General features: G+C 46.6%; 15 protein-coding genes and 1 other annotated feature. Of the genes, 8 read left to right on the forward strand and 7 right to left on the reverse strand.

Annotation, left to right across the window (positions count from 1 at the left end):
• Positions 1-83: 83 nt before the first annotated feature.
• A complete protein-coding gene (locus TW84_RS04425; RefSeq protein ID WP_045974469.1) occupies positions 84-704 on the reverse strand; it encodes an L-threonylcarbamoyladenylate synthase in 621 nt (206 codons plus the stop codon).
• 67 nt (positions 705-771) lie between these two features.
• Positions 772-1,623 (reverse strand): RNase RNM, encoded by an 852-nt coding sequence (rnm, locus tag TW84_RS04430; protein WP_045974470.1) that lies wholly within the window; start codon positions 1,621-1,623, stop codon positions 772-774.
• Positions 1,624-1,705: 82 nt separating this feature from the next.
• Between rnm and trpL2 the strand changes: the two genes are divergently transcribed.
• From trpL2 to TW84_RS04470, 8 genes are all read left to right on the forward strand, one after another.
• A complete protein-coding gene (gene trpL2, locus TW84_RS04435) occupies positions 1,706-1,831 on the forward strand; it encodes a tryptophan operon leader peptide (protein ID WP_045974471.1) in 126 nt (41 codons plus the stop codon).
• Positions 1,778-1,880 (forward strand) — a sequence feature (Trp leader region). (Overlaps the previous gene by 54 nt.)
• A 131-nt stretch (positions 1,881-2,011) precedes the next feature.
• Positions 2,012-3,577, forward strand: a complete 1,566-nt coding sequence (locus TW84_RS04440) for an anthranilate synthase component 1 (RefSeq protein ID WP_045974472.1) — start codon at positions 2,012-2,014, stop codon at positions 3,575-3,577.
• A gap of 2 nt (positions 3,578-3,579) precedes the next feature.
• Positions 3,580-4,185: an aminodeoxychorismate/anthranilate synthase component II gene (locus TW84_RS04445; protein WP_045974473.1), complete on the forward strand. Its 606-nt coding sequence runs from the start codon at positions 3,580-3,582 to the stop codon at positions 4,183-4,185.
• Between the two features lie 12 nt (positions 4,186-4,197).
• A complete protein-coding gene (gene trpD / locus TW84_RS04450) occupies positions 4,198-5,196 on the forward strand; it encodes an anthranilate phosphoribosyltransferase (RefSeq protein ID WP_045974474.1) in 999 nt (332 codons plus the stop codon).
• Between the two features lie 23 nt (positions 5,197-5,219).
• Positions 5,220-6,647, forward strand: a complete 1,428-nt coding sequence (gene trpCF / locus TW84_RS04455; RefSeq protein WP_045974475.1) for a bifunctional indole-3-glycerol-phosphate synthase TrpC/phosphoribosylanthranilate isomerase TrpF — start codon at positions 5,220-5,222, stop codon at positions 6,645-6,647.
• 90 nt (positions 6,648-6,737) lie between these two features.
• On the forward strand, positions 6,738-7,928 hold the full coding sequence (trpB, locus tag TW84_RS04460; protein ID WP_045974476.1) for a tryptophan synthase subunit beta: 1,191 nt from the start codon (positions 6,738-6,740) through the stop codon (positions 7,926-7,928).
• Positions 7,928-8,734, forward strand: coding sequence for a tryptophan synthase subunit alpha (gene trpA / locus TW84_RS04465; RefSeq protein WP_045974477.1), 807 nt, complete (start codon positions 7,928-7,930; stop codon positions 8,732-8,734). Before trpB ends, trpA begins: the two co-directional genes overlap by 1 nt.
• A gap of 338 nt (positions 8,735-9,072) precedes the next feature.
• Complete coding sequence (locus TW84_RS04470) at positions 9,073-10,329, forward strand: dicarboxylate/amino acid:cation symporter (RefSeq protein ID WP_045974478.1); 1,257 nt, start codon at positions 9,073-9,075, stop codon at positions 10,327-10,329.
• Between the two features lie 88 nt (positions 10,330-10,417).
• Here the strand turns inward: TW84_RS04470 and TW84_RS04475 are convergent, their stop codons facing one another.
• The 5 genes from TW84_RS04475 to TW84_RS04495 form a co-directional block, all read right to left on the reverse strand.
• Positions 10,418-11,377 (reverse strand): cyanobactin maturation protease PatG family protein, encoded by a 960-nt coding sequence (locus tag TW84_RS04475; RefSeq protein WP_052707882.1) that lies wholly within the window; start codon positions 11,375-11,377, stop codon positions 10,418-10,420.
• A 17-nt stretch (positions 11,378-11,394) separates the two neighbouring features.
• Positions 11,395-12,150, reverse strand: a complete 756-nt coding sequence (locus TW84_RS04480; RefSeq protein WP_045974479.1) for a hypothetical protein — start codon at positions 12,148-12,150, stop codon at positions 11,395-11,397.
• 27 nt (positions 12,151-12,177) lie between these two features.
• Complete coding sequence (locus TW84_RS04485) at positions 12,178-13,278, reverse strand: cyanobactin maturation protease PatG family protein (protein WP_052707883.1); 1,101 nt, start codon at positions 13,276-13,278, stop codon at positions 12,178-12,180.
• Positions 13,279-13,536: 258 nt separating this feature from the next.
• The gene (locus tag TW84_RS04490) at positions 13,537-14,559 is read right to left on the reverse strand and encodes a hypothetical protein (protein ID WP_045974480.1); all 1,023 of its coding nucleotides are present in this window, start codon (positions 14,557-14,559) and stop codon (positions 13,537-13,539) included.
• Positions 14,560-14,804: 245 nt separating this feature from the next.
• Positions 14,805-16,241 carry an ATP-binding protein gene (locus tag TW84_RS04495; protein ID WP_045974481.1) on the reverse strand — a complete coding sequence of 479 codons (1,437 nt, stop codon included), beginning with the start codon at positions 16,239-16,241 and terminating at the stop codon, positions 14,805-14,807.
• Positions 16,242-16,294: the final 53 nt, after the last annotated feature.

Here is a 16,294-nt window from a genome sequence, read left to right on the forward strand (position 1 = left end):
CACGCGGTTTTTTTGCGGGTTGAAAGAGCATAGGTATCAACACACTATGCTCAGATAATTGGACGTTTGGGAAAGAGGCGTCCTTACTCGAACGCTGCTGGATCACCGGACCCGACTCGAGCAATAACAGGCTCGTCATCACTGAAATCGACCACGGTCGTCGGTTGCTCACCCAAGTAGCCACCATTTAGGATGCAGTCCACCGCGTGCTCCAATTGATCACGAATCTCTTCTGGGTCAGATTCAGTGACGTCATTGCCCGGAAGAATTAAAGATGTCGACATCAAAGGTTCACCAAGCGCTTCCAGCAAATCCAACGCAATCTGGTTGTCAGGTACACGGATACCAATCGTCTTACGTTTAGAGTTCATCAAACGACGCGGTACTTCTTTCGTCCCCTTGAAGATGAAAGTGTACGGCCCTGGCGTATTGTTCTTTAGCAAGCGAAACGCTGTGTTGTCGACCCGAGCGTACAGCGACAGCTCAGAAAGATCACGACACAACAAAGTAAAGTTATGCTTTTCATCCAATCGACGAATCTTACAAATTCGTTCTAAAGCCTGTTTATTCTCCAACTGACAACCCAATGCATAACCGGAATCTGTCGGATAGATAACCACACCGCCATTACGAATGATTGCCACAGCCTGATTGATCAAGCGAGCCTGGGGGTTTTCTGGGTGAACATAAAAAAACTGGCTCATGGTAATTCCTCATCATCGAGTCTCTCGACTCTATTTTTAACGTATTGATTTAATGCCAATCTATTGACTAATTAACTTGCGAAGGCTCAATACCCCAATCTTTCCATACAGGTTCTACACCTGCTGGCAGCCACAAATTCCTGCCAAGTTCCATCCAAGGAGACGGATAGTGGAAGTCACTGCCTTGAGACGCTAATAGTTTGTATTGTATAGCATAATCGGCCAAGTTGCGCCTTTCTTGTTGGCCTTGTTGTGGTTGGGCTACTTCCATCGCATCCCCACCCGCTTCAACAAATGCTGCAAGCAGTCGCTTGAGCCACTTTGCAGTAAGATCGTAGCGTCCGGGGTGAGCAAGCACCGCTTGACCACCTGCACTATGGATGGCACAGATTGCTTCAGCCATCGAACACCAACTTGGTGGTACATAACCAGGGTTATTACGGGTCAGGTATTTTTTAAATACCTGTTGCATGGTTTTAGCATAGCCATTGTCCACCAGCCATTTTGCAAAGTGTGCTCGTGTGATAGGTGCATCACCAGCAATGGCTTGTACCTCTTCAAGCACCCCTTCTCGGGTTGCTTTACTCAGGCGATGAGCGATCATTTCTGCTCGCCCTTCACGGTGCTTTTTCTGCTGTTCGATTAACTGAGCCAACTCGGCGGACTGCGGGTCTATATTCAACCCAACAATGTGGATGTCTTTGTTTTGCCACACCGTGGATATTTCAATACCGTTAATGATTGTTATGGGTAGCTGGTTATCTTGAACATACTGATGCGCAATCTCTAAACCATCTACCGTATCGTGATCGGTAATCGCCAGCACATCGATATCAAAACCGAGCGCTCTGTCTATCAGTTCGTTAGCAGGTAACCGTCCGTCAGAGGCCGTGGTATGGCTGTGTAAATCAATTCTCATAAATGTGTTTTTTTAGTTGACTTTTTACCTCTGCACTAGTTAACTAGTACACAAATACGAAGTACCTGAATTAAGGCTCACTATGTTACAAGAAATTAACCAAAACCAGAAAGCGAATCTTGCAGCTGACTCTCTACGTGACAGTTCTGCAAACCTTGCTTGGTGGCGCACTTGGACAAGTTCTTGGTGGGCTAACGTGTACTTTTAATTTACCAAATTAATGTTACCAAGCCCGCTACTAAAGCGGGCTTTTTGTTTTGTCGGATACTCAGCACTCAACTGGTCAAACATTCATCAAATAGAGCAAATTCCACATTGGGTGAATGTTTTCTTTGTGCGACTATGTACGGCAGGAAGTAAAAAAGATTACAAATGAAAAGGAGGTCTTGTGAACAAGGCCATTGAAATCAAAAAGCTGGGAAATCTTGAAGTTATCCAAGCATCTGCACCTTACACGCAGGATCCTACTCGTCTGTTTCATACTCTGTGTGAAAACAAAACCGACAGCCTGTTATTGGAGTCTGCAGAGATAGATTCAAAACAGAACCTCAAAAGTCTGCTAATCGTTGATTCCGCTGTTCGCATTGTTTGCAATGGCCACATTGTGACCATGCAAGCACTGACCAATAACGGTAAACACCTGCTTTCTCATTTGACCTACAACATTCATAGCAATGTGGCTCAATCATTTGATGGTCAAACACTGACACTAGAGTTTGAAGCGCCTTGCGATACACTCGATGAAGATTCTCGCTTACGAGAAGCGTCTTCTTTTGATGCGTTGCGTCTGGTCCAGCACAGTTTTGACCTTACTGAACATCAGCAACACGCCGTTTTCCTTGGTGGTCTATTCGCATACGACATGGTGGCGAACTTTGAACCTTTAGGTGATGCTGAAGCATCAAACCAATGCCCAGACTACGTTTTTTACGTCGCAGAAACTCTGCTCGTGGTAGACCATCAGAGCGAGTCTTGTGATTTACAAGCGACATTGTTTGCGAATAGCGAAGAAAAAACGACGCTGGAAGCGCGCATTGAAAGCATTCAATCACAGTGCGCTAACCTGAAACATTTACCGCAAGCGACCAAATTGACCGACGTATCTCCGCAGCCAAGCGTTTCAGACCAAGATTTCTGCCAAATCGTTCGAGATCTAAAGCAATACGTGGTACGAGGCGATATCTTTCAGGTTGTACCATCACGCCGCTTCATTCTGCCTTGCCCATCACCACTCGCGGCATACAAAGAGTTAAAGTTGAGCAACCCAAGCCCATACATGTTCTACATGCAAGATGAACTATTTACTCTGTTTGGCGCATCACCTGAAAGCGCACTTAAATACGAAACCCACACCAACCAAGTCGAGATTTACCCAATCGCAGGCACGCGTCGCCGTGGCAAACGCTCAGACGGCGCTATCGATTTCGATCTAGATAGCCGTATTGAACTTGAACTGCGGACTGATATGAAAGAGAACGCAGAACACATGATGTTGGTGGATCTCGCGCGTAACGACGTCGCTCGTATTTCCCAAGCAGGTTCTCGCCACGTTGCAGACTTGCTTAAGGTCGACCGCTACAGCCATGTAATGCACTTAGTATCCCGAGTGGTTGGTCAGCTTCGTGACGATCTGGACGCTCTGCACGCTTATCAAGCTTGTATGAACATGGGAACACTGACAGGCGCACCGAAAATTCGTGCAATGCAACTTATCAGAGACGTCGAAGGAGCACGCCGTGGTAGCTATGGCGGTGCTGTCGGCTACCTCACTGGCGAAGGCACATTAGACACTTGTATCGTTATCCGTTCTGCTTATGTTGAGAATGGCATCGCTCAAGTTCAAGCGGGAGCAGGTGTGGTGTTTGATTCAGAACCACAAGCCGAAGCAGATGAAACTCGTGGTAAGGCACAAGCCGTTATCTCTGCAATTCAGTCAGCGCATAAGGAGTCGTAGAGATGGCTAACATTGTATTTATCGATAACTTTGACTCGTTTACCTATAACTTAGTCGACCAGTTTCGTTCACTCGGACATGACGTCAAAATCTACCGTAACCACATCGCTGCAGCAGTGATTGAAAGTGCGGTCAACGAACTAGACAATCCGGTTGTGTTATTGTCTCCCGGCCCAGGGGCACCATCCGAAGCAGGCTCTATGCCAGAAGTCATCCAACGCCTGAAAGGTAAAGTGCCGATGATCGGTATCTGTCTTGGGCATCAAGCCATCGTTGAAGCCTATGGTGGTACCGTTGCTGGCGCGGGTGAAATTGTCCATGGCAAAGTGTCGATGATGGAGCACCGGAATCATCCGACATATGCTGACCTGCCTTCACCACTTGCCATTGCGCGTTACCATTCATTGGTAGCCACACAGGTACCGGAAACACTTACCGTAACCGCAGAAGTCGATGGCCTCGTCATGTCTGTGGTCCATGAACAAGATAAAATTTGTGGCTTCCAATTTCACCCGGAGTCCATCATGACTACCCATGGCGCAACCCTGTTAGCCAATGCGATCGAGTGGGCTTTACAAGATTCCAATCTAACGTCAGTGCAGCAATAAGGAGAAGAGAAAATGGAAACGATCATTAATAAACTCTATGAACAACAACCGCTCACTCAGGAAGAAAGCCAGCATCTTTTCGATATCATTATTCGCGGTGACCTTGATCCAATCCTTATGGCATCAGCGCTGACAGCACTAAAGATTAAAGGCGAAACACCGGATGAGATCGCTGGTGCAGCAAAAGCACTGCTTGCTAATGCCAATCCCTTTCCTCGCCCTGACTATGATTTTGCCGATATCGTGGGCACAGGTGGCGATGGTCACAATACCATCAACATTTCGACCACAGCCGCCTTTGTTGCAGCTGCCTGTGGTTTGAAAGTAGCCAAACACGGCAACCGCAGTGTATCAAGTAAATCAGGCTCTTCTGATCTGCTTGATTCATTTGGTATCAACCTCGCCATGAGCGCAGAGGATACACGCTCTGCGGTAGATAAACTCGGCGTTGCTTTCTTGTTTGCGCCGCAATACCACAGTGGTGTTCGACACGCGATGCCTGTGCGTCAGACCATGAAAACTCGCACCATTTTTAACATTTTAGGCCCACTGATTAACCCTGCTCGTCCAAATATTGAGCTTATGGGAGTGTACAGCGAAGAATTGGTCCGTCCTATCGCTGAAACCATGCTTAAGATGGGCATGAAGCGCGCTGCAGTAGTGCACGGTAGCGGGTTAGATGAAGTTGCTATTCATGGCAACACCACAGTGGCAGAAATCAAAGATGGGCAAATTACTGAATACACTTTGACTCCAGAAGACTTTGGCCTGACAGCACATCCGCTTGAAGCGATTAAAGGCGGCGATCCTGAAGAGAACAAAGCCATTATTACCAATATCCTTACAGGTAAAGGCACCGATGCCCAGCTGGGTGCGGTAGCGGTTAACGTAGCGCTTCTCATGCGTTTATTTGGTCATGAAGATCTCAAGGCCAATACTCAGCAAGCGATTGAGGCTATGAACTCTGGTAAAGCGTTTGAGCTGGTTAATCAGCTAGCAGCTCACGCCTAAGCACCTGAAGGAAGGAACAAAAGATGACTCAGACGCAAGATAAACTTTCAGAGCACGTGTCTCTGAAAGAAGCGCAAATGGCAGAAGTCCTAGCAAAAATCGTTCGTGATAAATACACCTGGGTGGAAGAACGTAAAGCCTCTCAACCTTTGGCGCAATTTAAAGAGGCGCTCACTCCGTCTGATCGTAGCTTCTATGACGCTGTAAGCAGTCAAAAAACTGCCTTCATCACAGAATGTAAGAAGGCGTCTCCGTCCAAGGGCCTAATTCGTGACGACTTTGACCTCGATTACATCGCTTCCGTGTACAATAATCACGCTGATGCAATTTCAGTGCTCACCGATGAAAAATACTTTCAGGGCAACTTCGATTTCCTGCCACAAGTGAGAAAGCAAACCTCTCAACCCATTCTGTGCAAAGACTTTATGGTTGATACTTATCAGGTTTATCTCGCCCGCTATTACTCTGCTGATGCGATTCTTCTGATGCTATCTGTGCTTGATGACGCCGAGTATAAAGCACTGGAAGAAGTCGCTCACTCACTCAACATGGGCATCTTGACCGAAGTCAGCAATGAAGAAGAGTTACATCGCGCAGTAAAACTAGGCGCGAGAGTGATTGGTATCAATAACCGCAATTTACGTGACCTAACAACAGATTTGAACCGCACCAAAGCGCTGGCACCGACCATTCGCGAGCTTGCACCCAATGCAACCATCATTTCAGAGTCAGGTATTTATACCCATCAGCAAGTACGCGACCTTGCCGGTTTTGCCGACGGTTTCCTTATCGGCAGCTCCTTAATGGCAGAAGAAAACCTAGAGCTGGCAGTGCGTAAAGTTACCCTAGGTGAAAACAAAGTGTGTGGTCTAACTCACCCAGATGATGCAGCAAAAGCTTACCAAGCGGGCGCTGTATTTGGTGGGCTGATTTTTGTCTCTAAGTCGAAGCGTTGTGTGGATTTAGAAACCGCTCGCCTAACCATGTCTGGTGCGCCTTTGAAATATGTAGGCGTGTTCCAAAATCACGATGTCGACACTGTGGTTAGTATTGCGCAAGAGCTTGGCCTAGACGCCGTTCAACTGCACGGAGATGAAGACCAAAACTTTGTTACTGCGATCCATGAGCAACTAGGTAATCGCGTTGAAATTTGGAAAGCTTACGGTGTGACTGATAGTTCGCCAGCATTGCTAGACGCTCCCGTCAGTCGCCACCTACTCGACAGCCAAGTTGGTTCTCAAACTGGAGGAACAGGTCTTGTATTCGACTGGTCTTTGATTGGTGATAGGTCAAAAGTAATGCTTGCGGGTGGAATTTCCCCTTTCAACGCTCAGAAAGCGGCCCAACAAGGCTGCCTAGGTCTGGATTTAAACTCAGGTGTTGAAGTTTCTCCCGGCAAAAAAGATGCAGAAAAGTTGCAGCAGACATTTGCTGAGATCCGCAACTACTAAACAGATTTATTAAAGATAAATGACTAATAATTAAATAATTTTTTTGGTGTGCTAGACAGCAATGCCAAACCGAATTGAAGGAATAGAACCATGGCAAAACTTGATGCCTACTTTGGCGAATACGGTGGTCAGTATGTACCGCAAATTCTCGTTCCTGCACTGGAACAACTAGAACAAGCGTTTATCGATGCGCAAGAAGACCCAGAGTTTCGCAGCGAGTTTATGACCCTGCTGCAAGAATACGCAGGTCGCCCTACGGCGCTAACACTGACTCGCAATCTGACCAAAGGTACAAAAACCAAACTGTACCTCAAACGCGAAGATTTATTGCACGGCGGCGCACACAAGACTAACCAAGTGCTAGGTCAGGCACTGCTGGCCAAACGTATGGGGAAAGACGAGATCATTGCGGAAACGGGTGCAGGTCAGCACGGCGTGGCAACTGCATTGGCCTGTGCATTGCTCGGTCTAAAATGTCGCGTGTACATGGGTGCCAAAGACGTAGAACGTCAAAGCCCGAACGTGTTCCGTATGAAACTTATGGGCGCGGAAGTCATTCCTGTTCACTCCGGTTCCGCCACGCTTAAAGATGCCTGTAACGAAGCCCTACGCGACTGGTCAGCAAGCTACGAAGAAGCTCACTACTTGCTGGGTACCGCTGCTGGTCCTCATCCATTCCCGACCATAGTGCGTGATTTCCAACGCATGATTGGCGAAGAAACAAAAAACCAGATTCTGGCTCGTGAAGGTCGCCTTCCTGATGCAGTCATCGCTTGTGTAGGTGGTGGTTCAAATGCAATCGGTATGTTTGCTGACTTTATTGAAGAGGAAACGGTTCGCCTGATCGGTGTTGAGCCAGCAGGTAAAGGTATCGATACCGACCAGCATGGCGCCCCTCTTAAGCACGGTAAAACCGGCATCTTCTTTGGTATGAAAGCGCCATTGATGCAAGATCCAAATGGTCAAGTTGAAGAGTCTTACTCTGTTTCTGCAGGCCTTGATTTCCCTTCAGTTGGGCCTCAACACGCTCACCTGAATGCGATTGGCCGCGCGGAATACGACAACGTAACCGATGATGAGGCTTTGGACGCATTCCAAGAACTGGCTCGCAGTGAAGGTATTATTCCGGCACTGGAGTCGTCTCACGCATTGGCTCACGCACTGCGTATGGCTCGTGAGAACCCAGACAAAGAGCAACTACTTGTGGTAAACCTATCAGGTCGTGGTGACAAAGATATCTTTACTGTTCACGCCATTCTAGAAGAAAAAGGAGTTATCTAATGAGCCGTTATGAGTCTATGTTTGAGCGCCTGAACGAGAAAAACCAAGGTGCATTTGTTCCTTTCGTAACCGTGTGCGATCCAAACCCAGAGCAGTCCCTGAAAATTATGGAGACACTGGTTGAAGCAGGTGCCGATGCACTTGAACTGGGTATTCCATTCTCAGATCCCCTTGCGGATGGCCCTACTATTCAAGGAGCGAACATTCGCGCACTGGATTCGGGAGCAACTCCAGATATCTGCTTTGATTTGATTGGAAAAATCCGCGCCAAATACCCAGAACTCCCAATCGGCCTTCTGATGTACGCAAACCTTGTTTACGCGCGCGGTATCGATAGTTTTTACCAGCGTTGTGCGAATGCCGGTATCGATTCTGTGTTAATTGCTGACGTACCAACCAATGAAAGCCAAGAGTTTGTTGAGGCGGCTAAGAAGCACGGTATTGAGCCTATCTTCATTGCACCGCCAACGGCGTCAGAAGAGACACTAAAATCAGTGGCTGAACTAGGTGGCGGCTATACCTACCTACTCTCACGTGCTGGTGTAACCGGTGCAGAAACAAAGGCCAACATGCCAGTAAGTGACCTGCTCGATAAGCTCAATAAATACGATGCTCCACCATCACTGTTGGGCTTTGGCATCTCTCAACCAGAGCAGGTTAAGCAAGCTATTGAGTCTGGTGCTGCTGGTGCGATTTCAGGCTCTGCCATCGTAAAAATCATCGAATCGAACGTTGAATCTCCGCAAGAAATGTTAAATCAGCTCGCTAATTTTGTTTCACCGATGAAAGCTGCGACGCAAAAGTAACAGATTAGCCGTCTAAACATCTATGAGATTGGTTTCTTAAATCATCGAAGAAACCGATCTTTTTTTTAACATTTAAGCGTCCCTCTCCCACTTCATCTCTTAATCACAAAACGCATCACAAAACCCAAACTCATCCCCCAAACCAATAGCAAACGTTTGCAATTGACTAAAAAATTATCACTCATCAATGAAAGTGGTTTTAATTGGCTCGATTGACTTTTCACCTTATTGCTAAATGTAAAAATAACGTGTAAAAAGCGAGGCGAAATTATTATCTAATTAAAATATTTAACTTAGATGGTAATTCTGGGAATTTAAATTTTGTTAGCACAGAGGTTATGGAAGTGTTAAAAGAAAAGAGTTTGCTAAGCAACATTGGTGTTCAGGTTGTCATCGCCATGATTGTAGGTACTGCCGTGGGTGCCTTCATGGGAGACAGCGCTACCATCTTCGCTCCACTAGGCGCGATTTTTATCAATTTAATTAAAATGCTGGTTATTCCTTTGGTTGCCGTAGCCTTGATCTCAGGTGCTGCGGGCTTAGGTAATAGCCAATCTGCTGGTAAAGTCGGCATAGTCACCTTAGGTTACTTTGGCTTAACGTCAGCACTTGCCGTCGCCCTAGCATTATTTATGGGCGAAGTATTCAAACCGGGCATGGGTATCGATGTTTCAGGCATCGAAGGCATGTTCTCTTCTGAGTACGCTTCTAAAGGTGAACTACCTTCTTTCTGGGCAACCATCACAGGTATGATCCCAACAAACGTTTTCCAGTCACTGAATGAAGCAAACATACTACAAATCCTAGTATTCTGTATGTTCTTTGGCATTGCGATTTCTAAGCAGGCCAAAGAGCGTCGTGACCCAATCATTAACGGCGTAAATTGCATTGTTGATGCCATGGTTTGGATGATCAACAAGGTTATGATCATTGCTCCACTAGGCGTATTTGGCCTGATGGCAGAAGCAGTAGGGACCTTCGGTTTTGGCGCCTTAATGGTGGTATTCAAACTGTTTGTTGTCTACATCGCTGCAATTCTTATCTTTGGTTTCGTGGCCTACCCTCTTATGGTTCACATCTTCACTAAGACCTCTGCGAAGAAATTCCTAACAGCGATGAAGAAGCCTCAAGCCGTGGCTTTATCTACCGCTTCATCAATGGCAACTCTGCCAGTCACTATGGATACCTGTGAGCATGAGCTGGGTGTAAGAAACTCGACTGCGTCTTTCGTTCTCCCGCTGGGCGCAACGATCAATATGTCGGGTAACGCCATTTACTATGGTTTGGTAGCAATCTTCTTCGCACAACTGTTCAACATCGATCTTGGTATGGGCGCATACATTGCCATCATTATTACCTCGACACTTGGCGCAGTTGGGCAAGCAGGTGTACCTGGCCCTTCGTTCCTAGTGGTTGCTGTTCTTCTAGCAGCAGGTATCCCTATCGAAGGTCTGCCTCTACTGTTCGCTCTTGACCGTATCTTCGATATGATCCGTACTGCATTGAACATCACAGGTGACGCTGCTTGTGCTGTGATTGTTGATTCACTGATTGAAGAAGAAGCAAGAGAAGAAATGAATCAGCAAGAAGCTTAAAACTAAGAAAGGGCTACTTATAAGTAGCCCTTTCCTGAACGACAAGCATACAGTTCGGCGAAGCCTAAAAACTCTGCATGAAATCCCTCTAATAGCGAGGTAAAAACCGTTTCCATTCGGTTAGTGTAAACGGATACTCCCCAGTTACATCTACCGTTGAATACCAGCTCTGCTTCGCGCCAGTATTAATGCCCTGATAATTAAATATCAGCTTAGATACCAACCTATCGCCGCTCCAATCGGTCACCACTTCCACATTCACCAACTGGTAGCCATTAGGGTTTGGGCCGCTTGGGTTAGGGTTGTAACATAAATTATACGACTCGCTGAACACCTTACTGTTGTTATACAACGTATAGTTAAGCGCTCTGTCTTCATTCCGTATGCCGTTGTTACTATTGAGTGAACGGATCTCTTCTACCAGCTCTTTCATGTTCGTGTTTTGAGACTCTAAATGGTCTTTATTTACTGGAGTAGAATTACAAGGGATCAGGTTACTCACTAATACGCGACCATCTTGCATCATTTGCCCAATCAAAATTACAGGTTGCGTTTCTAAGCCAAGCGCTGCAACAAACTGGCGCATACTATCATCTGAGTCAGTAATTAAGGTATACACTTCATCGTTATCCACATTGCTGAGTAGCCAATTCATCTCACGTGCCACATACTCGTTTTCAGGCAGCCCTAACCCTTTAAATAGTAGAGGAGTGAGTTCGGCATCTTGATTGAGCTTAGCAAGCGCTACATCATCGTCGACGGATTTTATGCTCGATACATCTACTTGCGACAATACGCAAGCTTGATAGAACTCTTTCTCGACACTTAAGTTCGGAAAATGCGCGTTCACATGGCCCACCACATAAATATACTCCTGCGTGGGCGGGTAATTGATTTGCTCTAGTGGGCTGATATCCGTACTTTTCGACTCATCGAGTGTTCCAATAACGCGCTGGGCCGTTATGCTTTGGGTATTCACGTTTTGGGCATTCACACTCTGAGAATTAACGGGTTCAAACGGGTTGCTTGTGGTGTGTTGGGTTTGCATTGTTATATCCCTCCCCTTTAGGCCGCTTTAGGCACATAATTTCTTAGTGGAAAATCAACAAATGGGTATTCATCTGTCACATCAATGCCGCAGGAATAGAAACTTTCTAAGTTCTGACTCTTATAGGTGAGGATCATCTCTATCAATAAACGGTTGGGATCCTTGGTATAAGGTTGATACTGGATTTCAATAAGCTGTCCAGACAGATCGAGTTTGCCTCTAATCAGCGTATTAAAATTAAACACCAAATAGTTCAAGGCGCGGCGAGAAGCACTAAACCCATCGTTGTGCTTAATAACAATCGGCGGCGTTTGCTTGGCAGACTGGGTGATAACGTGATTACATACCACACTTGGCAGCTGTAGATCGCTGTCTGACGGTTTTAGCTTTCCCTCATTCTTAGTACTTTTCACCATTGTCCCAATAAGCGCTACCGTGTCCCCCACCACGCTATGATTTAACGCCGCAATCAAGGCATCCAATTCGTTGGTGTATTTTGGCACAACCATATAAGTGTCGACGCCATTTATCGTAAACACCCAGCTGGCTTTTTCCGCGATGTAGGCATACGGGCGAAAAGTGATACTTTGGTTGTTACTGGTGGTTTCACTGTAGCTGAATACGCCATAATAGTCGTCGTCAGCTAAGCCCAATGCTTTGGCAGCCGCGTCAAACTCTTTTTGTAAGTCGCGGCTGGATAAGTAGGGGCGAATCGATCCCAGTGCGTACACATACGACCCGCCCATAATTTGGTTAAAGGTATTCATACCCATGTGTATCTCCTTAATAATTGTTAGCCATTAGCCTGCCATTAACGTAAATGGCATATACTTTTGCAGTGGCGTGTTTACAAACGGAAATTGGTGGGTTACATCCACACTGCAATGAAAATAGACCTCTGGCGGGTGACCGTTGTCTCTGCCCTTGTTTTTGTAGCTGAAGGTCAAATCCACAATGACATGTGGCGAAGCCAAATCACTGTAACTGGCGTTAACATCTTGCAAAAAGTAGCCAGCGACACTGGTACCCTCGTCTTTTTGCATGGTATGAGTGGTCAGATAAAGCTCAGGGTAGCGGTACGCAAGGTAGTTCTTGGCGCGGCTGAAATCACTGCGGCCTTGATTAGGCTGATACTCCAGTCCCTTCAATACATCTTGAATCACCGATGTGTTAACGCCTGTTTGCTTTTGCAGCATATCGTGCAGGCTGTCTAAGGTTTGGCTAAACAGGTGGTTACACACCACTTTGGTTAAACCCGTTTCCTCGTTATCACTGCCCGTAGCGCTGGCGCCGTCATCAACCACACCAACCACAGTCGAGAGCACCGAAAGTAAACTGTTCTCTGGCGGTTTTAGAGCCTGAATAAAGCACATTAACTCCGCTTTTGAACGTGGCTGCAACTGATAGGTCTCTTTATCGTGAATAGAGAGCACCCAGTTGATCTGCTCGGCAATGTAGAAGTATGGGCGATGGTTGTTACCTTCAACATGGTTGAGCACGGCGTAATAGTCGTATTCACTCACATTAAGGTTTTGAGCCGCGCTGTAGAAGGCTTCAAGCAAGCCCTGATTTGGGAATTCAGGCTTTAGCACCCCGACCGCATACACATAGTCGTTGTCAAGGCTACGATACTGGCGTTGAATTACCACTTCGGGCTCATCGGAATTGACACTCTGCTCTGCGGTAGGCACAAGTGATGATCCTAAATCGCCTTGCGATTGATCATGGCCTTCTACTGGCTCAAGCATTTCTTTGCCATTGGTTTGCTGGCTTGTCGTCTGAGTACTTAGATCTGCGGCTGGCTCCGCTTCTGGTTCTGCGTGCGCCGCTGTGTTGAACCCTTCGGTTACCGAGGCGTCTTCTGCTGGTATTAATTGCTCAAGTTGTTCTGATGGTGACATACCTAGCTTCTCCCTTTTGTATGACCCACACGACGCCAGAAAAGGGGCGATGGGCAAATCATCACGAAATAACGAATAGCTTTACTCTACCGATTAGAAGGCAAATTGAATTGGTTGAAGCTAAGGTTGGTTAGGTAAGACCTAGGTAAAGATAGGTAAGAATGGGTAAATACACCCAAGACAAACACTGAGGTGAAAAACGCTAAGGTGCAGGCCGCAAGTGAGCGAGACAAATCTTGGGCCTGCGAGTGAAGTGGGTTATTGAGGCTTGATCCAGCGGATTTTGCAAGGACCGCCGTTATCACCAATGGTGAAGGTTTGGATGCCACCACCGGCTTCGGTTTTTGGGCCGCATTGAACGTTATCTAACACGATAGCTCCATTTTGCACGTTGCCATTACCTTGTGGGCAAGCACAATCGCCGCCGCCAAAGTAGCCAACTGAATACCCTGCATCGGTAAGTTCACTAATAAACTTAGTATCTCTCACGCTCTGTTTGAGGTTTTCATTATCAAACCAAATAGTCACATCTATCGGAAGGCCAAGAGACTTGAGCCTATGCATTATATTGGCCGCAGTCACTTTTAGTGGCCGATAGTTAGGAAAGATATCATGCAGAATTGCCATTATTTCATGCCTGAAATTATTAGTGAACTTTCCTTTAACCTTATTTCCCTCCTCAATAATACGCTGACAAAGAGTTGAAACTGGATCATCACTACCGAGGGTCCAGCTTAAGATTCCTGATATCCATTGATGATCGGATATTATGTTGCTTAAATGCTCATGAAGACTAGTTGTGTTAATGTCATTGTCTGTCTTTGGTTTCGTAAGGTGACTCCATCCCTCAATAATCACTACGTCCATAATTGCTTTAGCTAAAGACTCCATCGCTTCTAACCACTTACTCTCTGTATGTTCGGCAAATTTAATCAACGGCATCATTGCCAAATCACAGCCGTTGGGATCTAATATTGAAGCTAACTCTTGAACACTAAATGCCGATAGATCCTGGTCATCAGCCTCAAAACTTATTTCCCTTAAACAAAACTGATAGTCATGTGCTTTGGCATAGTTGGCTTGCAAATACCCTTCTGTTACTACCCGATCAGCCTTAAAACCGTTTGCATTCGCCGATGCGTTTTCCGTTTTCAGTTTTAAACTGGCATTGGCGGTTGTGGTCGCTTTTGCCACTGCTGTGGTCGCAGCTACGGTTGCGTCTGCAATGGCCTTTGATAGCTCTTCTGTTGTTAATCCTGTCACGTTTATATTCGCCGCCATAATCCTTTCCCCTCTGTCGTTGTTTCCGCACAATTGCGAATTAAAACAAGCTATTTACCTTGGCTTGCTAAGTTAACTATATGCAGCGTAGAAACTACCAACTTGGCAGATGTTGGCACTTAAATGGGATTAATTCGGAGGAGGTTGGTAAAACCTATTGCGGCGTGGGAAGTTCTTTGTACCGATGTCAAAATCACTCGGGTATTTAGGGTATTAGGCATGATTGAAGGCGCTGATAACCGACATTACCAGCGCGTTTGATTGGTTGAACCGTTCTCTTTTTCGATCCCTTCCAGCAAGTCACTTAAGCTGATCACGTTGCGTGATTGAGCGATGGCCTTTAGCGACACATAACGAATTACATTCATAATCGATGCGCCCGAGAGGGGATATTGCAGGGCTATCTGCTTTAAATTGACATCTGGTGCCAGCTCAGCTTTGGCAGAGAATCCATTTTTCCACATGGCTAGGCGCTGGTCCGATTCCGGTTTCGGGAACGCCACCACGGTTTCAAAGCGGCGAAAGAAGGCATCGTCGACGTTGTCTTTGTAGTTGGATGCCAAAATCACTAGCCCGGTAAAACATTCAATGCGTTGAAGTAAATAGGCGACATTTTGGTTGGCGAACTGATCGTTTGAACTGCTGGTTTGGGTACGCTTACCAAACACCGCATCGGCCTCATCAAAAAACAGTACCCAGTCATTTTGCTCGGCGAGGGCAAACACCCGCGCTAAGTTCTTTTCAGTTTCGCCAATGTATTTAGAGTGAATTTGCGACAGATCCACTTTATACACATCTTTACCCAGTAACTGGCCAAGTAAGCCTGCTGTCATGGTTTTCCCTGTGCCGGAGGGGCCATAAAACAGCGCGCGATAGCCGGGTCGAATGTGCGCCCCCATTCCCCATTCATTGGCCAGTGTATGCCCGTGCTGCGCCCAGGCGTGAATATCATCCAAATGTTTTAGAACGGAATCGGGCAGCACTAAGGATTCAATGTGATGCTTGGGCTCGACCAACTGAGCAGGAAAACCTACCCCCTTTGCCGCTTTAGCAGACGTTCCTAAAGTAAGCAGAGCGTTGTGATTGGCATTAAATACCAGTGGCAGTTTTAATGGGTTGGTTAGGGTAAATTCGGGCTGCTCTAACTCAGCAGCAACCGCAGCTTGCCCCTGACTTAGGCTATTCACATCCCCCGACAAGGCATGGCTTAACCAGTGCTGCACGTTTAAGCGGGTAGCAATACACTCTCCCCCTAAAAGAAATGCAAGGGTTTCGCCGTTGGCTACCACTGCCCCGTTTGCTTCTGCACCGCCAAATTCGGTATAGGGGCGCTCTATGTTGTCGTTGCGCATCATAAGCACATCTAACACTTGCGGCTTTACCGTGGGCATCAGTGCCAGTGCCAATAAAAGTTGCGCGTCGAAATCCAGCTGATGGCTGGCAACGAACGTGGCTAACGTTCCTTCGTAAATCGTCACCTCGGGCGGGGGAATATCGCGCACGCATGAATAAGGGCACTCTTGTCCAAAATAGAGCTGCAGCCGCGTTTGAATTAGGGTTTCACACCAGTGGGCATACTCGGTAATTAAGGAAGCGTTACTGGCTTCTTTGCGCCCTAAACCAATATTCACAGGTGAATCTAACTTTTTGTTTTTATATGAAATGACATTATAGTTGATCATCTAAATTCCGCAGTTAACGGGGGGATTTAATGCTCAGTATCCACTGTGTTGTA

The organism is Vibrio neptunius, from assembly GCF_000967495.1.
GTDB classification, from domain to species: domain Bacteria; phylum Pseudomonadota; class Gammaproteobacteria; order Enterobacterales; family Vibrionaceae; genus Vibrio; species Vibrio neptunius.